This window comes from Streptomyces tsukubensis (assembly GCF_003932715.1).
Taxonomy (GTDB): Bacteria; Actinomycetota; Actinomycetes; order Streptomycetales; family Streptomycetaceae; genus Streptomyces; species Streptomyces tsukubensis.
In genome coordinates this window covers 4,174,963-4,194,622 of the sequence record NZ_CP020700.1, presented here as the reverse complement: position 1 = coordinate 4,194,622, position 19,660 = coordinate 4,174,963, and the positions used below count along the sequence as shown (strand labels likewise).

Sequence of the window (19,660 nt, the reverse complement as noted above, 5' to 3'; positions counted from 1 at the left end):
TCAGGGGTTCCTCCTCCCGGAGTACGCCTCGTGACCGGCCGCACCCCGCCCCCAGCTCCCCCAGCTCCCCCAGTACTGCCGAGGCCCCGCCGTGACCACCGCTCCCCGCCGCCCCGCGGCACCGGCGGCCCCCGGCGACAGCACGACCAGCACGACCGGCACGACCGGCACGACCGGCACCGGCGGGAACGAGCTGCGGCGCGGGCTCGGCCGACGGCAGATGGCGCTGCTCGGGCTCGGTTCCGCGCTCGGCACCGGACTGTTCCTCGGCGCGGGCGCCGCGATCTCCGTCGCCGGGCCCGCCGTCCTCCTCAGCTACGCCGCCGGTGCGCTGATCGCCCTCGTCGTCGCCTACGCCCTCGGCGAGATGGTCAGCGCCCTGCCCGTCCGCGGCTCCTTCGGCACCATCGCCGGACGCGCCCTCGGCCCCTTCGCCGGATTCTCCGTCCAGTGGATCTACTGGGTCGCGCTGATCGTCGGCATCGGCTCCGAGGTCGTCGCCGCCGCGATCTATCTGCGCTTCTGGTGGCCCGATGTCCCCCTGTGGGCCGCGGTCCTCGTCTTCGCGGCCGCCGTCACCGGCGTCAACGCGACCGGGGTGCGGAACTTCGGCACCACCGAGTCCGTCCTCAGTGCGATCAAGGCCTTCGCCGTCGTCGCGTTCATCGTCATCGGGACCGTACTGATCGTCTTCGGACTGCCGGACCGGCCCGCGACCGGTGTCGGCAACTGGACCGCGCACGGCGGTTTCGTCCCCGAGGGGCCGATGGCGATCTGGCTGGTGATGTCGATCGTGCTGTTCAGCTTCGCGGGCATCGAACTCGTCGCCGTCTCCGCGCCCGAGGCGAAGGACCCCGGCCCGGCGCTCCGCGGCGCCCTGCGGACCCTCGTCCTCCGGCTCACCCTCTTCTATCTGGGCGCGATCGCCGTGATGCTCGCCGTCCTGCCGTGGACCGAGGTGTCCGGCGGGCACGGCACCGAGGGCAGCCCGTTCGTGACGATGTTCGACGCGGCCGGGATCCCCGCCGCGGCGTCCGTGACCAACTTCGTCGTCCTGGTCACCGCGCTGTCCGCCGCCAACGCCAATCTGTACGCCGCCGGGCGGATGCTGCACTCCCTGGGCGACGACCGGTTCGCGCCGCGCGCCCTCGGCGCCACCACCGGGCACGGGGTGCCGCGCCGGGCGATCCTCTTCTCCGCGCTGGGCTTCCTGGTCACCGCCGGGCTGACCGCGCTCTTCGGCGCCCGGGTCTTCGGGGTGCTGCTGGCGCTGGGCACGTTCGGGATCGTCGCGGTGTGGATCGTCGTCCTGCTGACGCTGCTCGCCTTCCGCCGGGATCCGGACCGGCCGCCGTCGTCGCTGCGGCTGCCCGGCGGGCGGGTGACCCCGGTGCTGGGGATCGCCGCGCTGCTGTCGGTGTACGCGACGGGGATCTTCGTCCCCGAGATGCGGACGGCGTGCCTGGTGGGCGTTCCGGCGCTGCTGGTGCTGGTGGGGGCGTACGCCCTGCTGGTCCGGGCCCGGGCGGGGCGGCCGGACGGCCCCCGCGAGTAGGCCCCGCCGCGCCGCCGGAACGGCTCCGTACCGCGGGCGGGGCGGGGAAGCCCGTACCACCGGCTCCCCCGCCCCGCCCGGTCACCGCATGTCCGCGTCCCGCACGGTCACAGCATGTCCGCGTCCGTCCGCGGGCGGATCAGCAGCGCCGCCCGCTTGTCCGGGAGGACGATCTCGCCCGCGTCCCGGAACCCCGCCGCCGCGAACGCCCGCAGGGACGGCGCGTTGGTGATGTCCGGTTCGGCGACCACCCGCGGGCAGTCCGGATCGGCCGCGAGCAGCCCGTCCGCGAGCACCCCCAGCAGTTCCCTGCCGAGACCCCGGCCGGTGCGGCGCTGCTCACCGATGGCGATGTGCAGGCCGAGGTCGCGGGCGCCGTACGGATAGTGGGCGGCGAGCCGGTCCCGGGCCACCCGGTAGACCTCGACGTACGCGAAGGCCTCGCCGTCCAGGACGACCAGCACCGGCAGGATGGCGTCCCCGGCCAGATGGCCCGCGATCTCCTCCTCCCAGCGCTCCCTGGGCCAGGCCTGGTGCCAGAAGGCGTCGATGTGCGGGGACTGCATCCAGCCGTGCACCAGGTCGAGGTCGGCGCCGTGGGATCTCGCCACCCGGGCCGTCCAGCGGCCGCCGAGCCGGGGCAGCGGCGGCCCGGGCACGGTGGTCGTATCGGGCGCGTCCTGGTGTAACGACGTCATACGGAGGCCTCCATGAGGGGGTTGGGGGCGTCGAGATAGACGGACTGCGCGTCCAGCGGGGCGAGCACTTCGTCGATCCCGTGCAGCCGGGTGAGCAGATTGCCCTTGGTGGGCAGGGTGGTGGCGGTGAGCCAGCGGCGGGCGAGCCGGTCGCCGCGGGGACCGGCGGCGGCCAGTTCGGGCAGGGCGGCCCGCAGCCGGTCCGCGAGGACGCCGAGCAGGTCGCGCTCGTCGGCGAGTCCGTCGATGGCGAGGGCGCCGACGACCGACAGCGCCTGGTTGCGCAGCAGGTAGTACGAGAGCCGGTCGTCCACGACGTCGTCGTCGACCACGGCGAGGGTGGACGCGTCGGTGCCGGTCCGCCGGAGTACGGCGGGCAGATGGGACGCGGCCAGGTAGTAGCCCTGGTTGTCGCGGAAGGCGGAGCCGGTGACCCGGCCCCGGGAGTCCAGCCGCAGGAGCGTGTTCTGCTGGTGCGCTTCGAGGCCGATGCCGGTGGCCGCGTACAGGTGCAGCATCGGGATCAGCGTCCGGTCGAAGAAGTCGGCGGCCCACTCCTCGGCGGTGCCGGGGCCGAGCGCGGCCACGATCTCACCGAGGGGGGTACGGCCGATTCCGGGCCGGGGCGCGACCAGGCCGACCAGGGTACGGAGGCTCTCGATGCCGTCGGGGACCTCGCGGACGGCGACGTCGAGGCCGGTGATCTCGGGGCCTTCGGGGCGGCCGGGTTCGTCGACGGCGAGCCACGCCGGGTCGCGGGTGACCGAGAAGCCGGGGTGGGCGGCGAAGGTGGCGTCGGCGTGGCCCGCGTCGAGGAGCCGGTTGATCTCCAGTCCGCGGAGGAGTTCCGTACGGGTCGACTCACGGCGGGAGTTGGTGAGCCGCAGCCCGAGGGAGAGCTTGAGCATCACCTCCGCGCCGGGCCGGTAGAGGGTGCGGACGCTGGAGGTGGGCCACCATGCGGGGCCGAGTTCACCGAGGGGTTCCAGGGCGCCGGAGGCGATCAGGGCGGCGGTCCGGGGGCGGTGCAGGACGTCCCGGGCCTGCCAGGGGTGGGCGGGGACCAGGATCCGGCCGCCGGTGTCGGGCCGGCCCGCGAGGTCGGCGAGGAGTTCGACGGTGTTCCGGCCTTTGAGGGACGGGGCGCCGTCGACGGCGTCGTGGGAGACGACGGACGGGTCGGCGGCGAACCAGTGCAGCCGGAAGGAGCCGCGCAGCTCGGGCGAGTAGACCCGGTTCTCCTGCTCGGAGATCCCGTCGCGGGATTTGGGCGACGGGTGGTAGAGGTGCCCGAGGAGGAGGGCCTGCTCGGATTCGAGGAAGGCGTCGACTTCCGCGGGGGGTTCGGGCTTGGCGCGCCGGTCGGTGATGAAGGCGGTGACCCGGCGGACGGATTCGGCGGTACGTTCCACGAGGTCCGCGATCTCGCCCGCGGCGATGGCGCCCCGGCGGCCGGGCGCGCGGCTCGCGGTCTCGGTGGAGAGCAGGGCGACGACGGTCACCGGGTCGGCGGCGGCGCCCAGGGGGCCGCCGGGGCCTTCGAGGCGGACCGGGCCGAAGCGGTGCCAGCCGCTCGGGGAGCGGTGCACGACCTCGGTGACCAGGGCCAGCCCGAGGGCGGGCAGGTCGATCCTGAGCGGTCCGGCGGCGGGCTCCACCCCGGACTCCAGGAGCCGGACGCGCAGCAGGGCTTCGAGATGGGCGTGTTCGGCGGCGGCGCGGGGGTCGAGGCCGTGCAGCGGCTCGGTGGCGAGTGCGAGGGGCGTGGTGGTGGTCGTGGCGGTCATGCGCCGCCCTCCTCGGCGAGCGGGTTGGGGTGGGTGCCGTTGGGGTACAGGGCGTGCCGCAGGGCGCGGTCGGTGTAGCGGGTGACGACGATGCGGTCGCGGTTGAGCCCGTACCGCGGGATCTGCTCGGTCAGCAGGTCGTACTCGGCGAACCGGCTCTCCAGCTCCGGGAACCGCTTGCGGAAATCCTTCTGGAAGTCGAGGATCGTGCGCCGCACCAGCTTCCAGAACGTCTTCTCGGGGACGCCGAGCTGCTCTTCGCAGAGCGGGGCGAGATAGCGGAAGTGGCCGACGAAGACCTGGTCGACGACGTGCTGCCGGATGATCGACGGGTGCTTGCGGGGCAGGACGTGGGCGTGGCCGTCGGGCTCGGGGCCGCGCTCGGGGACATCGGTGAAGGAGACGCAGACGTCGTCGACGAAGTCCTTCAGATACAGCCGGACGGGGATGTCGTTCTCGTCGTAGCCGATGAGGGTGTTCTGCCCGTGCGGGTTGAAGGTGACCCCGTATTTGTAGAGGACGTGCAGCAGCGGCACGAGGAGGGTGTCGAAGAGCTGCCGCAGCCATTTCTCGGGCTTGAGGCCGGAGGCGCGGACGAGTTCGGCGACGAAGGCGTCCCCGGCGGTGTCGGTGTGGAGGAGGGAGGCGAAGGTACGGACCCGCTCGCCGGGGTCCTGACGGGACGACACCGACTCCCGCCAGATGCAGCCCAGGGTCTCCAGATGCTGGTAGGGCGCCTGGTCCAGGTGGGAGAGATAGGGGTGGTGGACGGTGACGGACGCGACCTCGCCGAGGAACACGGTCCGCGTCTCCTCGGTGAGGAAGGGGTCGCGGTCGACGAGTCCGCGCAGCCACTGGGTGACGACGGGCGCGCCGGAGGTGCAGTGCGGCGGGATACCGCGCCAGACGAGGGTGTTGAGGATCTTGAGCGGCAGTTTGACGTCGTAGCGCTCGGGTGTGCCGGTGTTGGCCATGGTCCGGATGGACTGGCCGGGGAGGTAGTGGTCGGGGCTCTGGCCGAGGGGGATGATCCGGCGCTGGGCGATATCGGCGGCGTGCAGGATCTGCACGGCGTGGTCCCACTGCCAGGGGTGGACCAGCATCCACACATAGCCTTCGGGGTCGACCCCGGCGGCTTCGAGCACGGCGGTGAAGCGGGCCCGGGTGGCGTCGTCGAGTTCGCGGGCTATGACGGCCTGTTCGGAGAGTTCGGAGGTGCCGCGGAACTCGGCGAGGCCGCGGTGGACCGCGACCCACTGGAGGGTGAGCGGCTGGGCGGCCTCGGGGGCGTACTTCCGTACGTCGGTGGCGGAGAAGCCGATCCGGCCCTTGTTGGCGACGAGCAGGTTGTGGCCGGTCATCCGGCACTCCAGCTCGGTGTGGCCGAGGGCGCGGAGTTCGGCGACGGTCTCGCCGCCGTGGGTGAGGCGGGCCGCGTCGACGGCGAGGGTGGCGGAGAGCTCGGTGAAGTAGGTGGCGACCGTGGAGGCGTCGCTGCCGATGGTGGAGGCGGATTCGATCAGGAACTGCTGGGCGTCCCAGGCGGGCTGGGCGATGGAGTTGCCGAGCATGCCCGCGCCCGTGCGGGTGATGGAGTCCGGGTCGACCCTGAGGCAGTTGAAGGCGCCGGTGGTGGCGCGGAACGCGTAAGTGGCGCCGCTGTCGAGGTCGACGCGGTAGGCGGCCTGCCGGCTGCCGTCGCCGCCGTCTCCTCCGTCGTCCGTCCTGACCGCTTTCAGCATGTCCTCGAAGCACCATTCGCCGAGGGCTTTGGCGAGGAGCCGGCGGTTGGCCTCGCGCCAGGCGGCGGGGTCGGTGGCGGTGAGATCGGGGACGGGATGGTCGGGCTGATGATCGGGCATCGAACGGCTCCGGGGTAGGTGGTGCACGGCAGTGGCGGATCACGGGGACGGCACGAACACGGCGCTGACCGGTGCTGTTGGCACCGAACAAAGCAAGCCTTAGGTAAGCCTTGCCTAATGTGCAAGCGCAACTTTCAGCCACGAAGGTCGAGCTGACGCCACATCAGATTTAATTAGGCTAGCCTTACCGAACTAGGTCCTGTCCGGGAGATCTTCCCGGTCGGCGGTTCTCTCGTGCCCGGGCGGGGACGGTCCGACACCTGCACACGGGCATCCGGCACGACGGCGATGCGGCACGGGCGCCCCGCCACGGCCCCGGCACCATGACCACCGGGCGCCCCCTGACCCGGCATTCGTGTCCCGACATCCGTGACCGGCACCGGCACCGGCGTGAGGAGATCGTGTGAGCACAGCAGCGTCGACGACCGGGCCCACCGGACCGAACGAACCGGCTGGTTCCGGCGGTTCGGGCGGTTCCGGCGGTTCCGGCGGTTCAGGCGGTTCAGGCGGTTCAGGCGGTTCAGGCGATTCGGGCAGTTCAGCCGGTTCGGGCGCGGCGGTCGGCTCCGCGGGCCGCCCACACCCTGCCCGCCCCGCCTGGACCTTCGCGCTCGTCAGCGCCGGAGGCGTCGTCATGACCCTCGACGTCACCGTCGTCAACATCGCACTTTCGGACATGTCACGGGATCTGAACGCCGGTCTCGGCCAGATGCAGTGGACGATTTCCGCCTACTCCCTGGCCTTCGGGGCGCTGCTGCTCACCGCGGGCGCCCTCTCGGACCGGCTCGGCCGCCGCGCCGTCTTCACCGCGGGGACCGCGCTCTTCACCGTCGCCTCCGCAGCCTGCGGGCTGGCGCCCGGCGCGGGCGCGCTGATCGCGGCCCGGGCCGTCCAGGGGCTGGGCGGGGCGCTGATGTTCGCCCCGGCGCTGGCGCTGCTCGCCGCCGCGTACCGGGACGAGGGCCGCAGGCGCTCCGCGATCGCCGCGTTCGCCGCGATCGCCTCGGGCGCGGGCGCGCTGGGGCCGGTGGTCGGCGGCGTGTTCACGGAGGCCGCGGGCTGGCGGTGGATCTTCCTGGTGAATGTGCCGATCGGGATCCTGGTGGTCGTCGGCGCGCTGACCCGGATGCCGGAATCGGCGGCGCCCGCCGGGACCGGCCGCCGGATCGACCCGGCGGGCGCGCTGCTCGCCGTGGGAGCCCTGCTGGCCCTGCACTATCCGCTGGTCGCGGGCCCCGAACACGGCTGGCTGTCCGTGCAGGTCCTCGGTTCCGCCGGGCTCGGGGTGCTGCTGACGGCGGCGCTGGTGGTGAGCCAGCGGCGCGGCGACGGGCTGATCGACCTCTCCCTGCTGCGGATCCGGGCGTTCGCGGGCGCGGCGGTACTCGGTTTCCTCGCCCGGCTGGCCGGGCTCGGCACCCTGGCGCTGACCACGCTCTGGCTGGCCGGCACCTACGCGTACTCCCCGCTGGAGACCGGGCTGCAGCTGCTGCCACTGACCGGAAGCCTGCTGTTCACGGGCCTCTTCATGGCCCGCCTCCAACAGGCCTTCCCGGCGTCCTCGCTGGTCGCGGCGGGCTTCGCGGTGAAGGGCCTCGGGCTGCTGGCGCTGGCGTGGGCGGCGGCGGGCGGCCCCCGGCCCGTGACGGTGACCGCGCTGGTGCTGATCGGCACCGGCGGCGCGCTGATCTTCCCGCCGCTGATGTGCGTGGCCGTCGCCGCGGTCCCCGCCGACCGGGCGGGCATGGCGTCGGGCCTGACGAACGCGGCGTACCCGCTGGGCACGGCGGCGGGTGTCGCGGTCTTCGGCGCGGTGTTCGCGAGCGGCCTCTCCGCCCGCCTCGGCACGTCGGAGGGGCTGCGCGAGGCGGTCGAGACGGCCCGCTTCGATCTGCTGCCGGGCGCTTCCCGCGCCGCGGCCGAATCGGCGTTCGCCTCGGCGTTCACGGTGGTGTGCCTGGTCGCGGCGGCGGTCTGCGCGATCGGCGTCTGCGTGGCGGCCGGGACCCTGCGCACCCCGCCGGAGCCGGTGGCGGCGGAGCCCGTACGGGAGAAGGCGCTCAGGGCCTGAGCCGGTCGAGGAGCCCCGCGGGTTCGGGATACTCCTCCTCCCGGGGCAGCAGCGCACGGGCCCCGTCCGTATCCCCCGCCCGCACCAGTGCGTGGATCTCATGGGCCAGGGGCGTGACATCGGCGATCCCGGTGATCCACTCGTCCGCGTACCGCCCGGCGGCTTCGCCCGAGAGCCCGAGTTGCAGGGCCCGGTACGGCAGCGGCTGGAGCCGGATATCGCGCTCGGGATCCCACTGCACCCGGGCCGGTGCCTGCTTCAGGCTCCGCCGCCAGTCGGCGTGGTCGCCGTGGAGGCTTCGGACGTACTCGGTGAGACAGGCGTGCTCCAGGGCCCATGCAAAGCCGTCGCGGGTGATCTCGACGGCGAGTACGGTCTCCTGGTCCTCCTTGGCGCCCCAGCCGCAGCGGTACATCATCCACAGGAACGACGGCTTGATCCAGGTCATCCGCTCCCGCTTCCAGGCAGCGGGAAAGCGCCCGTCCCGGGCGGCGGGCAGCCCGATCCGCGGAGAGTAGGCCTGGTAGACGGTGACGGTGGTGTCGGTGTACCGGGCGCGTATCCGGTGCCGGGTGTTCTCTGCCATGGCGCCCAGGGTGTCCGCGGCGCCGGAGGACCCGCCACTCCTTTACGCCCTGTCCGGCCGGGCGATCGCCGTGAGCAGTTCCCGGACTCTTCGTTCGATGGCGTCGCGGATGGGCCGGACGGAGTCGAGGCCCTGTCCGGCGGGGTCGTCGAGCCGCCAGTCGAGGTAGGTCTTTCCGGGGAAGACCGGGCAGGTGTCGCCGCAGCCCATGGTGATGACGTAGTCGGACGCGCGGACGGCTTCGGGGGTGAGGAGCTTCGGGGCGAGCCCGGTGAGGTCGATGCCCTTCTCCGCCATGGCCTCGACGACGGCGGGGTTCAGCCTCTCGGCGGGTGCGGAGCCGGCGGACCGGACCTCGACCCCGTCTCCGGCGAGGTGGGTGAGGAAAGCGGCGGCCATCTGGGAGCGTCCGGCGTTGTGGACACAGACGAACAGCACGGACGGCTTGGCATGAGGGCGGTCAGGCATGGGGGGAACTCCCTTCGGGGAAAGCGGCCGGGGTGGTGGTGGGGAAGTAGCGGCGGGCCCTGAGGGCGACGTAGACGAGGCCGATGAGCACCGGGACCTCGATGAGGGGGCCGACCACTCCGGCGAGTGCCTGTCCGCTGTCCGCGCCGAAGGTGGCGACGGCGACCGCGATGGCCAGTTCGAAGTTGTTGCCCGCCGCGGTGAACGCCAGGGTCACCGCCCGGGGGTAGCCGAGTCCGGCCGCGCGGCCGATGGCCAGGGAGCCCACCCACATGACGGCGAAGTACAGGAGCAGGGGCAGGGCGATCCGGACGACGTCGAGGGGCCGGGCGGTGATGGCGTCGCCTTGCAGGGCGAAGAGGATCACGATGGTGAACAGCAGCCCGTAGAGGGCGAAGGGGCCGATCCGGGGGATCAGCTCCGTCTCGTACCAGTCGCGCCCCCGGACCTTCTCCCCGATGCGCCGGGTGAGGTATCCGGCGGCGAGCGGGATACCGAGGAAGATCAGGACGGCGCGGGCGATCTCCCCTGCGGAGATGTCGAGTCCGCTGGTGGACAGGCCCAGCAGGCCGGGCAGCAGTTCGAGGTAGAACCAGCCGAGCAGGCCGAAGGCGAGAACCTGGAAGACGGAGTTGAGGGCGACGAGTACGGCAGCGGCCTCCCGGTCGCCGCGGGCGAGATCGTTCCAGATGATCACCATGGCGATGCAGCGGGCGAGGCCCACGATGATCAGCCCGGTGCGGTACTCGGGCAGGTCCGGCAGGAAGATCCACGCCAGGGCGAACATCAGCGCCGGACCGACGACCCAGTTCAGCACCAGCGACCACACCAGCAGCGGGCGGTCGCGGGTGACGGTGTCCAGCCGGTCGTAGCGCACCTTGGCCAGCACCGGATACATCATCACCAGCAGGCCGAGCGCGATCGGCAGCGACACCCCGGCCACCGTCCCTCCCGCGAGCGCGTCCCCCAGGCCCGGCGCCGAGCGCCCGAGCCCGAGTCCGACGGCCATCGCCACGAGGATCCACACCGCCAGATACCGGTCGAGGAACGACAGCCGCGCACCCACCGGCCCGGCCGCGCCCGCAGCGCTCATGTACCGGCTCCGGCCGGGCCGCATCCGGTGGCGGGGAGGGGCTCGCCCCCGGGCCGGGTCAGGATCCCGGCGAGACGGTCGGTCGTCTCCGGCAGCAGCCGGTAGTACACCCAGGTCCCGCGCCGCTCCGAGGCGATCAGCCCGGCCTCCCGCAGCAGTTTCAGATGGTGGGAGATCGTCGGCTGGGACAGGTCGAACGCCGGCGTCAGATCGCAGACGCAGACCTCCCCGCCCGCGCGGGAGGCGATCATCGACAGCAGCCGCAGCCGGACCGGGTCCCCCAGCGCCTTGAACACCTTCGCCAGGACGACCGCCTGTTCCTCGTCCAGCGGCGCGGACAGCAGACCCGGGCAGCAGCTCTCGATCCCGGTGTCCTGTGCGAGTACTTCCCACCCTTGATTCGACATTCCTCTATGTTGACGAACTTCGATCCAAGGGGCAAGCTCGAAACCACAAGACATCGACAAACGTCGATACAGCCTTTTCGGGGAGGACGCCATGTCCCGTGTCCAGCTCGCACTCAACGTCGCCGACCTCGAAGCGTCGGTGACCTTCTACTCCCGACTGTTCGGCACCGAACCCGCCAAGCGCCGCCCCGGCTACGCCAACTTCGCCATCACCGAACCCCCGCTGAAGCTGGTCCTGATCGAAGGCGAACCCGGCCAGGACACCCGCCTCGACCACCTCGGCATCGAAGTCGTCTCCACCGACCGGGTCACGGCCGCCGCCACCCGCCTCCGGGAGGCCGGACTCGCCACCTTCGAGGAGAACGACACGTCCTGCTGTTACGCCCTCCAGGACAAGGTCTGGGTCCACGGCCCCGGCCAGGAGCCCTGGGAGGTCTATGTCGTCAAGGCCGACGCCGACGGGATGGCGAAGGACGCCCCCGCGCAGGCCGAGGGCCCTTGCTGCACCACTCCGGAGGAGCAGGCACAGACCGGCACGGAGTGCGCCTGCCCGGCGGGATGACCACTCCTGGACGATGATCCCCCGCTCCCGGAGAAGGCGACGGCAGGTCCGGACGGGGGACAGAGCGGCGGACTCGCCGTGGCGTCGGCCGGCTCTCTGGTACATACGTCAGGGACCGGCAGGGGGACCGGTGGGCAACGGCGCGCTGCGGCGCGGCGGTCGACATCCTTCGGAGGTACTCATGCGACGGCTGACCACCCTCGCTGCCGCTCTGCTGATCGCGGGCGGCGTCCTGCCGGGAGCGGCGGGCGCCGCGACCGGGACGGAAGCGCGCTGTTCCACGGTATGGGGCAGCGGCACCGAATCGGCGGGCTCGCGGTCCGCCGTACCGCTGCGCGATATCCGTACCGGCAGGCACGCCTGTTTCGACCGGATGGTCTTCGACCTCACCGGTGCGGCGGGCGCTGCCGGGTTTGATGTCCGGTACGTCGACACGTTCCGGCAGGACTTCACCGGCGATCCGATCCCCGTCGCGGGCGGCGCGGTCCTGGAGATCGCGGTCACGGCGCCGAGTTACGACGGCGAGCTGAACCCCACCTACCGCGCCCGGGGCAAGCGGGCCCTCCCCGGGGTGGACGTCGACGGCTACCGGACCTTCCGGGACCACAAGTTCGGCACCAGCTGGGAGGGGCGGACGCAGGTGGGCCTCGGGGTGCGGGCGCGGCTGCCGTTCCGGGTGGTCAGGACCGGTGACCGGGTGATCGTGGACGTGGCCCACCGCTGGTAGGGACGGTGGCGCCCGGCGCCGGTGCCTAGACGGGTGGGGTGCCGGGTGGGGATTTGGGGGTGGGCTTGGGCGGGTGGGGTCCGGGGTCGGGTGGGAGTTGGGGCTTCGGCTTTCCGTGCTTGCCCATCTCCAACTTCCTCGCGGTGAGCCGGTAGATCCCGAGGGGAGGGAACAGCACAACCCTGGCCGGGTAGTTGCCGTCGGCGCAGGGCAGGCAGAGGAGATCGCGCCCTTCCGCCGTGTCCCGAACCGTGGCGACGGGTGTGTTCCAGCAGGCTTCGCAGATCACGGGTTGGCTCCGGGTGCAATGGTGAGGGCGTCGGTGATGTGTTCGGGGCAGGTGGTGTGCCCGGGCCGCACTTCGACGGGCGCGGTGGTGGCCCGCCCGCAGACGCAGCAGTGGGCGGTGACCGGTTCCGGGGTCTGGGCCAGAAGCCCTTCGAGGGTCACCCGACCCACGTCCAGGCGTGACCGGGCCGGGATGCGCGTACGGCGACGGGCTGGTCGAGCCGGATTCCGTGGGGCGCGACGATCAGCCTGCGGCGGCGAGCCTGGGCCCGGAGGATGGCCTGCGCCTGGTCTTTGTCGGGGCTGGTCCAGGGCCGGGTCCAGGGATCGGTACGGGGCGGCGGTGCCGGGACGAGTACAACGAGGGTCAGCGGGTTGAGGAAAGTCCGTAACCGGTTGAGGACCCGGTGGATAAGGTTCCGCATACGACGGATCAGCTCCTTGCACAGCTGGTTGGTTGAGCCCCGATGGACCGTTGCACCGGTCTGTCGGGGCGCTTCTGTGTACGTGGCTTGGGTGGTCCCGGCCCCGTGCCGGGGGTCGTCTGCGGGGCCGGGACCGTTTCCCGTACGCGGGGCATTGGAAGCTGCGGCGCGTACGGGAGTCTTCAGCGGCCCGCCCGCTTGGGGGTCCTGCGCGAGGCGGGGCAGGAGGGGTGCGCGTACAGGGAGGGCCGTGCCCCGGACGCGGAGAACCCGAGCATCACGAGGTTCTCCTCGGACCGCTCGACGGGCCGGTCGCAGTAGACGCAGTACTCCGGTACTGAACCAAGGTCGAGAGATGGGCTATTGGGCACCTTCAACCTCCCTGGAGTCCACTGCCGAAGCGTTGTTGGGAGTCCTGTCCGGGCAGATCGAACCGCCACAGGTGCAAGGCGGCCAGGAGTTTGTGACATCGACCCGTTCAATCGGTGTGCACACCGTACGGCTCTCCTCACGGTGACGTTGATCGCTACGCTGCATTTGTCGGCTCCATCTCAGTCGTCCAAGCCCCCGGGCCCTGCCAGGCTGCGGGGGCTCCTTTGCGGCGGAAGACCCGTCCCGACCGGGAGTGGGCTCCGGTCGGGACGGGCGTTTTGGTGACGGCCTCGCCAGGTTCTGCACAGTGAAGGTAGACCAGTAGCTATCACTAGCGCTACTAGTAGCGCTATATATGTACTTCGCTTACCCTCTAACGTGTAGCGCTGCACCCTGTATGGACGGGTCCAGCACACTCAGAGGGAAGGGAGACCGGGCATGGCCCAGGTGGGATACGCGGCCATCGCGGCGCACTACCGCCAACAGATTCAGGACGGAGCACTGGCACCAGGCGATGTGATGCCGTCGCTGCGCGAGGTGTGCGAACAGTTCAACGTCGCCAACACGACCGCGAACCGTGCGTATCGCGTTCTCAAGATGGAAGGGCTGACGCTGCCGAAGCCAGGCGTCGGCACCGTTGTCGCCGGACTGATCAGCAACAACATCTCCGCACGCGTCCGTCTGCATCAGCACACTGGTACGGCCCTCGGCGGCGGGGAGACTTCGCGAGTCCTGGAGACAGGCACGGTTGGCGCCGACGAACTCGTCGCCCCGCGGCTCGATGTCGCTCCAGGCACTCCGGTCCACGTCCGTCGGCGGATCGTCAGCCGTAACGGCACACCAGTGCACCTCAGCAGCTCCTACTACCCCGCCTACGTCATTGCCGCCGCACCGGAACTGACGGAGCCGGTGTCCACCGGCGGATCGCGCGAACTCGCCGCCGAACGCCTCGGCGTGGAACAGGACTACGTCCTGGAGGAGGTGACGTCCCGCCTGCCGACTGTCGTGGAGAAGGAGACACTGGGCTTGACCGCCAGGGACGTCGTCGTCACCCAGGTCGTTCGGACCGTCTACCTCGCGGACGGCCGTGTGGTCGAGGTCGCCGTCAAGGTCTCCGGTGGCTCCACCATCCTGCGGTGGATCACCAACCTGGGCGAGCAGTAAAAGAACCGGCGCCGGACGTCACCAGGTCGCGGGTGGGCTGACCTGAACCGACGCACAGCGCCACGACTTCCAATCGCCGGGCATCCGCGTACGGTCACAAGGCCGTGAGCGGGTGCCCGGCCGGTGGGGACGAAGGAGAGCCGTGGGCTCGGATTCTTCTCGGCAGCTACCGGACGTAGCGCTGTCCTGCTGTCCCCCACGCACGCTGTCGGACTCGGAATCCTCGGGACCGGCCGCAGTACGCTCCGTCCATGCCCGAGAACGAGCAGGAACAGCGGATGGCGCGACCACGCACAGCGTCGGGTGCGCTCTTCTTCGACGCCTATGGGCAGGTTCTGCTGGTGAAGCCCTCGTACAAACCCCTGTGGGAGATTCCCGGCGGCTATGTCGAGCAGGGCGAGTCACCGCTGGCGGCCTGTCGGCGGGAGGTCGTGGAAGAACTCGGCATTACGCCGGACATCGGCAACCTCCTGGTCGTCGACTGGGCGCCGAGCCCTGCCGAAGGCGACAAGACGCTTTACGTCTTCGACGGTGGTGAACTCGGCCCTGGCGATACGGCGTCGATCAGGCCCGCCCCGCAGGAACTCCTGGCCGCCGTGTTCCAGTCCACTGACGCACTCGACCAGCTCCTGATCCCGCGTCTTGCCCGCCGCGTCAAGCAGGCGATCGCTGCCCGGGAAACCGGCCGGACCCGCTACCTCGAACACGGCGAACAACCCCTCGCGCAGCCCGCCCAGACGGGCCGGTAAGCCATCAACGGCCCCGATCCCATTCAGTGCCTGCTTCCGGGATTACGCCCATGTCCTTCAACAGGGGCAAGCGGGGCGATTGCGGGAGAACGGTGTCCCTCTCACCACTACAGGCGTTGGAGGAGCGGCGCGCTCAGTCGGTGCGCCGGAGGCAGGCGCTCTCTTCCGGAGACGCCTCGGTCTGAAGGGAGTCGGGCGGATGACGACGACAGCACCCGAGCGGATGCGCGACCACTGGTGGTGGCGTCCCGGCTGGAGCACCGGACGCCGGTTCTACACCTGGCACCTGACCTTCGACGGCCAGCCGGATGTCCACCGGTACGCTGCCGCCTACCGGGCACTTCTCGCGTCGGCAGGAGGCCTCGACCCGGTGCCCGACCGATGGCTGCACCTGACCATGCAGGGCGTCGGATTCGTGGGAGAAGTGCCCGAGGAGGAGGTACGGGCGATCGCAGACGCGGCGCGGGAGCGGCTTGCTGCTGTCCCGTCGTTCGACCTCGTCCTGGGGGCACCGGTCGTGGACCCCGAGGCCATCCTCGTCCCGGCCCGTCCGGCCGACGCGGTCAACGAAGTCCGCGATGCGGTACGGGCGGCCATCGAGGACGTACGCGAGGTCCCCGAACGCGCCGACGGCTTCACGCCGCACGTCTCCATCGGCTACAGCAACGACACCGGACCGACCGCGTCCTTCGCGGCCGTCCTCGCACGCGCCGACATCGAAGAGGCCCGAGCCCGGATCACCCACGCCGAGCTGATCGTCATCCACCGGGACCGCCGGATGTACGAATGGGAGCCGTACGCCCGGATTCCTCTCGGCAGCTAGCCCGTGCTCGCATGGCGATCCCGAACAGCGCTCTCCGGGCGGTCCGTATGGGCCTGCTGATGTCCCAGGACGACTTCGCCCGCGCGGTCCGCGAGGCCGGAAACCGCGCAGGCCGGCCCAACAATGCCAACAAGCGCTTGGTCCGGAGATGGGACTACCGGGGCGCCCGCTACCACGGGGCCGTACAGCTCCTCGTCGAACCGACCGGCCGCCGCATGGCCGGCAAAGGGGTCGGCTTCGGGAAGGACTTCGACATCAACACCGGGCCCTGGACACTGACCTTCGAAGACGCCTCCACCACCAAGGCCACCCTGGCCTCCTACGACAGAAAACCCACAGCCGACAGCTGACGTCTCATGCGAGAGACGGACACAGCGGGCTCCTGACGCTGCACTGAATCAGGAGGGAAGGGCCCGAAGGGAGCATCCCGCATGGTTGAAGCAGAGCTGAAGGCCCGGGTGACAGCACCTGACGTGGTCCGGCGAGGTCTGGAGGGTCTGGTGGCAGGGCGTTCCGAGGTGTACCGGGACACCTACTACGACACTCCTGATCACGCTCTTGAATCCGCGGACCAGGAGCTGCGGGTGAGGACCGTGCACGGCCCGGACGGATCCCGGACGGTGCTGACGTTCAAGGGTGCGCGGGTGGACGACGAATCCGGGTCCAAACCCGAGTACGAGACCGGGGTGGAGCACCCTGAGGCGGTGCACGCCCTGCTGCGCGGCCTGGGCTATGTACCCGTCGTCGAGTTCGAGAAGCGGTGCAGGAACTACGCGTTCGAGGCTCATGGACGGCAGATACTCGCGACACTCGTACGGGTTCCCGAGCTGGACGGCACTTTCCTGGAAGTGGAGACGCTCACCGAGGAGCCCGATGTGGCCGCGGCGCTGGCGGACGTGCGCTCGGTCCTGAGCAGCCTCGGAATCGACAAGGCTGATCTGACGAGTGAGCTGTACACCGACGCGGTCAGGGCTCACCGATAGCGGGAACGTCCAGGGTGTACGTGGTCCGATCCTGTGATGTGCCCGGAGGTCCGTTTGAGCACGTTGACCGTTCTGCATCCCGGTGCGATGGGGGCTCCTGTTGCCGGTGAGGCGGTGGCTGCCGGTCATCGGGTGTTGTGGGTGCCCGAGGGGCGGAGTGCTGCGTCCGGGGAGCGGGCCGAGGGTGCCGGGCTGACGCGGTGCGAGAGGCTGGGGGAGGCACTGGGTGTGAGTGACATCGTGCTGTCCATCTGCCCGCCGCATGCCTCGGAACAGGTGGCAGATGCTGTGGCCGGTCACGGCTTCGCGGGGATCTACGTCGAGGCCAACGCGATCAGCCCGGAGCGGATGCAGCGGATCGCCGGTCGTATGCCGGCTTCGTGCACGGTGCTGGACGGCATGCTGAGCGGGCCGCCGCCGCGGGACGGCCGTACGGTCCGGTTCTATCTGGCCGGTGATGCGGGGGCCAGGGAGTCGGTGGAAGCGGTGTTCGCGGATACCCGGATCCTCACGCGGGCGACGGGTGGCGGTATCGGATCCGCGTCCGCGCTGAAGCTGGCCATCTCCAGCTACCAGAAGGTGTCACGGGCCCTGGCCGGGGTCGCGCATGCGCTGGCGGCTGATCACGGTGTGGAAGATCTCCTGCTGGCCGAGGCCGGGGCGATGAACAAAGACATCCTGGACAACCCCGGCTATCTGCCCGGCGTGGCCGCCCGGGCCTGGCGGTGGGGGCCGGAGATGGCCGAGGTCGCCGACACTCTGCGAGCCGCCGGGCTCCCGGCCGAGCTCGCCGAGGCCGCCGAACTCGTCTACTCGCGCTGGGACCAGCACAAGGACCAGTCCCCGGACCTGGACACCGTCCTCAACACCCTCCACCACCGACCGAAGGGAAGCGTATGACGCAGACGCTGGAGATCCGGCCGATCGGGTACGTGGTCGGCGGGCGGAGTGAGGTTTCCGACGATCAGTGGAGTGGTACGGCGGTCATCCGTCTGAACCCGGAGTTTCCCGCCGAAGTGGTCCAGGGGCTGGCGGAGTTCTCGCATCTGCTCGTGGTGTGGCACTTCCACCGGGCTTCCCCCGCCGATGTGGCTCTGCACGCCCGCAGCCCGCGCAACGATCCCCGCTGGCCCGCCACCGGGACCTTCGTGCACCGCAATCACCGGCGGCCGAACCAGCTCGCGCAGTCGTTTCCCCGGCTGCTGAAGGTCGACGGCCTCAACCTCCACGTCACCGATCTCGACGCCGTCGACGGGTCACCGGTCTACGATCTGGCGCCTTACTTCAGAGAGATGGGCCCCCGAGGCCCGATACGGCAGCCCACCTGGCCCGGGGAAATGCTCACCGACTACTGGGCCGAACCGCCGAGCTGACCGTCGGCCCCGAAGCGGACCCGCCCACGGTGAATGTCAGCGGCCACCGAACGTTCCAGGGACACAAGTTCCTACCAGCGGGGAGGGGTGGACGCAGGTGGGTCTCGGGGTGCGGGCGGGGCTGCCGTTCCGGGTGGTGCCGACCGGTGACCGAGTGATCGTGGACGTGGCGCACCGCTGGTAGGCCCGGTGGCGCCCGGCGTCCGTGCCTAGACGGGTGGAGTGCCGGGTGGGGATTTGGGCGTGGGCTTGGGCGGGTGGGGTCCGGGGTCGGGCGGTAGTTGGGGCTTCGGCTTCCCGTGCTTGCCCATCTCCAATTTCCTCTCGGTGAGCCGGTAGATCCCGAGCGGAGGAAACAGCACCACCCTGGGTGGGTTGCCGGCGGTGGCGCAGGGTGCACAGAGGAGGTCGCGGCCTGCGGCGGTGGTGCGGGCGGTGGTGACGGGTGCGGTCCAGCAGGCTTCGCAGTGGGTGACGTCGGTGGGGCTGAGGATCACAAGCGGGCTCCGGGTGCGGTGGTGAGGGCGTCGGTGATGTGTTCGGGGCAGGTGGTGTGCCCGGGGTGTACTTCGACGGGTGCGGTAGTGGTGCGTCCGCAGATGCAGCAGGGGGCAGTGACGGGGTCCGGGGGCCTGGCCAGGAGGCCTTCGAGGGTCACCCGACCCACGTCCAGGCGTGACCGGGCCGGGATGCGCGTACGGCGACGGGCTGGTCGAGCCGGATCCCGTCCGGCGCGACGATGAGCCTGCGCCTGGTCCGGGCTCGGAGGATGGCCTGTGCCTGGTGTTGGTCGGGGCTGGTCCAGGGCCGGGTCCAGGGGTCGGTACGCGGTGGCGGTGCCGGGACGAAGACGACGACCAGGGGCGGTGGGTTGAGGAAAGTCCGTAACCGGTTGAGGGCCCGGTGGATAAGGTTTCGCATACGACGGATCAGCTCCTTCGAAGCTGGTGGGTCGAGCCCCGATGGACCGCTGCGAACGGTTCACCGGGGCGTCTTTGTGTACGTGGTGGGGGTGGGTGGTCCCGGCCCCGTCCCGGGAGTCGTATGCGGGGCCGGGACCGTTTCCCGTACGCGGGGCATTTGGGGCTGCGGCGCGTACGGGAGCCTTCAGCGCCCGGCCCGCTGGGGAATCTTGCGCGGGGGCGGGCAGGAGGGATGCGCGTACAGGGAGGGCCGCGCCCCGGACGCGGAGAACCCGACCATCACGAGGTTCTCCTCGGCCCGCTCAACGGGCCGGTCGCAGTAGACGCAGTACTCCGGCAGGAGAGCGGCGATATCACTGCTATCGGGCACTGGTGGCCTCCGTTGCGCTTTGGCAAAGACGGCAGCAGCAGGGCGGAAACCGCATTGGTTCCAGAGGGGGTTCCGTCCCTTCTGAGACGTGCACAACGGTTACAGGGCCCCAGCTTCGGCCGGAGTCTCGGGAGACCCGCAGAGTCATCAGGACGGGCCGGTCTCCCCCGGTGGTGGTGATGTGGGCAGCCATCCGTTCCCCTCGGTATGAGTACTTACCGGACACATCGAGGTAACAGCGAAACGTCGCACCTGGGGTATGGGGCCGAGGGGTTGAGCGTGGTCAAGGTGGTCAAAGATCGTGACAGGTTTAGCCCATGCGAATGGAGTCGCATGATCTCCGGCAAGACATACGGAAGTTGTTCGTATCGTTG

Annotated in this window: 24 protein-coding genes and 2 pseudogenes; 12 read left to right on the top strand and 14 right to left on the bottom strand. The window is 70.7% G+C overall.

Annotation, left to right across the window (positions count from 1 at the left end):
- The first annotated feature begins 91 nt into the window (after window positions 1-91).
- Window positions 92-1,555, top strand: coding sequence for an amino acid permease (locus tag B7R87_RS17090; protein ID WP_006347832.1), 1,464 nt, complete (start codon window positions 92-94; stop codon window positions 1,553-1,555).
- Window positions 1,556-1,662: 107 nt separating this feature from the next.
- On the opposite strand, the gene B7R87_RS17085 is transcribed toward B7R87_RS17090, so the two are convergent.
- The 3 genes from B7R87_RS17085 to B7R87_RS17075 are packed head-to-tail and all read right to left on the bottom strand — an operon-like array spanning window position 1,663 to window position 5,902.
- Window positions 1,663-2,253 (bottom strand): GNAT family N-acetyltransferase, encoded by a 591-nt coding sequence (locus B7R87_RS17085; RefSeq protein WP_006347833.1) that lies wholly within the window; start codon window positions 2,251-2,253, stop codon window positions 1,663-1,665.
- A complete protein-coding gene (locus tag B7R87_RS17080; protein ID WP_130584965.1) occupies window positions 2,250-4,040 on the bottom strand; it encodes an IucA/IucC family protein in 1,791 nt (596 codons plus the stop codon). The genes B7R87_RS17085 and B7R87_RS17080 overlap by 4 nt, the downstream gene beginning before the upstream one ends.
- Window positions 4,037-5,902 carry an IucA/IucC family protein gene (locus B7R87_RS17075; RefSeq protein WP_006347836.1) on the bottom strand — a complete coding sequence of 622 codons (1,866 nt, stop codon included), beginning with the start codon at window positions 5,900-5,902 and terminating at the stop codon, window positions 4,037-4,039. The genes B7R87_RS17080 and B7R87_RS17075 overlap by 4 nt, the downstream gene beginning before the upstream one ends.
- Window positions 5,903-6,305: 403 nt before the next feature.
- On the opposite strand from B7R87_RS17075, the gene B7R87_RS17070 reads away from it, so the two are divergent.
- A complete protein-coding gene (locus tag B7R87_RS17070; RefSeq protein ID WP_269847459.1) occupies window positions 6,306-7,973 on the top strand; it encodes an MFS transporter in 1,668 nt (555 codons plus the stop codon).
- On the opposite strand, the gene B7R87_RS17065 is transcribed toward B7R87_RS17070, so the two are convergent.
- The 4 genes from B7R87_RS17065 to B7R87_RS17050 are packed head-to-tail and all read right to left on the bottom strand — an operon-like array spanning window position 7,963 to window position 10,527.
- On the bottom strand, window positions 7,963-8,559 hold the full coding sequence (locus tag B7R87_RS17065; protein WP_006347839.1) for a DUF4291 domain-containing protein: 597 nt from the start codon (window positions 8,557-8,559) through the stop codon (window positions 7,963-7,965). The genes B7R87_RS17070 and B7R87_RS17065 overlap by 11 nt on opposite strands.
- A 42-nt stretch (window positions 8,560-8,601) precedes the next feature.
- Window positions 8,602-9,027 carry an arsenate reductase ArsC gene (locus tag B7R87_RS17060; RefSeq protein WP_006347840.1) on the bottom strand — a complete coding sequence of 142 codons (426 nt, stop codon included), beginning with the start codon at window positions 9,025-9,027 and terminating at the stop codon, window positions 8,602-8,604.
- Window positions 9,020-10,120: an ACR3 family arsenite efflux transporter gene (gene arsB / locus B7R87_RS17055; RefSeq protein WP_006347841.1), complete on the bottom strand. Its 1,101-nt coding sequence runs from the start codon at window positions 10,118-10,120 to the stop codon at window positions 9,020-9,022. Before arsB ends, B7R87_RS17060 begins: the two co-directional genes overlap by 8 nt.
- Entirely contained in the window at window positions 10,117-10,527 is a 411-nt protein-coding gene (locus tag B7R87_RS17050) for an ArsR/SmtB family transcription factor (RefSeq protein ID WP_006347842.1), read from the bottom strand. The genes arsB and B7R87_RS17050 overlap by 4 nt, the downstream gene beginning before the upstream one ends.
- 91 nt (window positions 10,528-10,618) lie before the next feature.
- On the opposite strand from B7R87_RS17050, the gene B7R87_RS17045 reads away from it, so the two are divergent.
- Entirely contained in the window at window positions 10,619-11,089 is a 471-nt protein-coding gene (locus B7R87_RS17045) for an ArsI/CadI family heavy metal resistance metalloenzyme (protein WP_006347843.1), read from the top strand.
- A 181-nt stretch (window positions 11,090-11,270) separates the two neighbouring features.
- The gene (locus B7R87_RS17040) at window positions 11,271-11,816 is read left to right on the top strand and encodes an AMIN-like domain-containing (lipo)protein (RefSeq protein WP_006347844.1); all 546 of its coding nucleotides are present in this window, start codon (window positions 11,271-11,273) and stop codon (window positions 11,814-11,816) included.
- 25 nt (window positions 11,817-11,841) lie between these two features.
- Here B7R87_RS17040 and B7R87_RS17035 read toward each other — a convergent pair whose 3' ends face one another.
- The 4 genes from B7R87_RS17035 to B7R87_RS17020 all read right to left on the bottom strand — a co-directional run bounded on the left by B7R87_RS17035 (window position 11,842) and on the right by B7R87_RS17020 (window position 12,900).
- Entirely contained in the window at window positions 11,842-12,105 is a 264-nt protein-coding gene (locus B7R87_RS17035; RefSeq protein ID WP_078902229.1) for a hypothetical protein, read from the bottom strand.
- Window positions 12,102-12,266, bottom strand: a complete 165-nt coding sequence (locus B7R87_RS17030) for a hypothetical protein (protein ID WP_157997783.1) — start codon at window positions 12,264-12,266, stop codon at window positions 12,102-12,104. Before B7R87_RS17030 ends, B7R87_RS17035 begins: the two co-directional genes overlap by 4 nt.
- Window positions 12,263-12,529, bottom strand: a complete 267-nt coding sequence (locus B7R87_RS17025) for a hypothetical protein (protein ID WP_006347845.1) — start codon at window positions 12,527-12,529, stop codon at window positions 12,263-12,265. Before B7R87_RS17025 ends, B7R87_RS17030 begins: the two co-directional genes overlap by 4 nt.
- A 182-nt stretch (window positions 12,530-12,711) precedes the next feature.
- Window positions 12,712-12,900 carry a hypothetical protein gene (locus B7R87_RS17020; protein ID WP_078902230.1) on the bottom strand — a complete coding sequence of 63 codons (189 nt, stop codon included), beginning with the start codon at window positions 12,898-12,900 and terminating at the stop codon, window positions 12,712-12,714.
- A gap of 439 nt (window positions 12,901-13,339) precedes the next feature.
- Between B7R87_RS17020 and B7R87_RS17015 the strand changes: the two genes are divergently transcribed.
- The 8 genes and pseudogenes from B7R87_RS17015 to B7R87_RS34510 all read left to right on the top strand — a co-directional run.
- The gene (locus B7R87_RS17015; RefSeq protein ID WP_006347847.1) at window positions 13,340-14,065 is read left to right on the top strand and encodes a GntR family transcriptional regulator; all 726 of its coding nucleotides are present in this window, start codon (window positions 13,340-13,342) and stop codon (window positions 14,063-14,065) included.
- 251 nt (window positions 14,066-14,316) lie between these two features.
- Window positions 14,317-14,814, top strand: coding sequence for an NUDIX domain-containing protein (locus B7R87_RS17010; protein ID WP_006347848.1), 498 nt, complete (start codon window positions 14,317-14,319; stop codon window positions 14,812-14,814).
- Between the two features lie 223 nt (window positions 14,815-15,037).
- Window positions 15,038-15,637 carry a 2'-5' RNA ligase family protein gene (locus B7R87_RS17005; protein ID WP_006347849.1) on the top strand — a complete coding sequence of 200 codons (600 nt, stop codon included), beginning with the start codon at window positions 15,038-15,040 and terminating at the stop codon, window positions 15,635-15,637.
- Window positions 15,638-15,792: 155 nt separating this feature from the next.
- Window positions 15,793-15,987 (top strand): annotated as a pseudogene (locus B7R87_RS34515) (XRE family transcriptional regulator); the annotation flags it as partial.
- 81 nt (window positions 15,988-16,068) lie between these two features.
- Complete coding sequence (cyaB, locus tag B7R87_RS16995) at window positions 16,069-16,620, top strand: class IV adenylate cyclase (RefSeq protein WP_040915380.1); 552 nt, start codon at window positions 16,069-16,071, stop codon at window positions 16,618-16,620.
- A gap of 228 nt (window positions 16,621-16,848) precedes the next feature.
- Window positions 16,849-17,520 (top strand): NAD(P)-dependent oxidoreductase, encoded by a 672-nt coding sequence (locus tag B7R87_RS16990; protein WP_332903352.1) that lies wholly within the window; start codon window positions 16,849-16,851, stop codon window positions 17,518-17,520.
- Window positions 17,517-17,993 carry an SAM-dependent methyltransferase gene (locus B7R87_RS16985; RefSeq protein ID WP_130584968.1) on the top strand — a complete coding sequence of 159 codons (477 nt, stop codon included), beginning with the start codon at window positions 17,517-17,519 and terminating at the stop codon, window positions 17,991-17,993. Before B7R87_RS16990 ends, B7R87_RS16985 begins: the two co-directional genes overlap by 4 nt.
- A gap of 23 nt (window positions 17,994-18,016) precedes the next feature.
- Window positions 18,017-18,177, top strand: a pseudogene (locus tag B7R87_RS34510) (AMIN-like domain-containing (lipo)protein); the annotation flags it as partial.
- A 25-nt stretch (window positions 18,178-18,202) separates the two neighbouring features.
- Here B7R87_RS34510 and B7R87_RS33630 read toward each other — a convergent pair.
- The 3 genes from B7R87_RS33630 to B7R87_RS16975 form a co-directional block, all read right to left on the bottom strand.
- Window positions 18,203-18,490, bottom strand: a complete 288-nt coding sequence (locus tag B7R87_RS33630) for a hypothetical protein (RefSeq protein ID WP_078902231.1) — start codon at window positions 18,488-18,490, stop codon at window positions 18,203-18,205.
- Window positions 18,491-18,647: 157 nt separating this feature from the next.
- Window positions 18,648-18,914: a hypothetical protein gene (locus B7R87_RS16980; RefSeq protein ID WP_040915388.1), complete on the bottom strand. Its 267-nt coding sequence runs from the start codon at window positions 18,912-18,914 to the stop codon at window positions 18,648-18,650.
- A gap of 186 nt (window positions 18,915-19,100) precedes the next feature.
- Window positions 19,101-19,286, bottom strand: coding sequence for a hypothetical protein (locus B7R87_RS16975; protein WP_006347854.1), 186 nt, complete (start codon window positions 19,284-19,286; stop codon window positions 19,101-19,103).
- Window positions 19,287-19,660 lie beyond the last annotated feature (374 nt).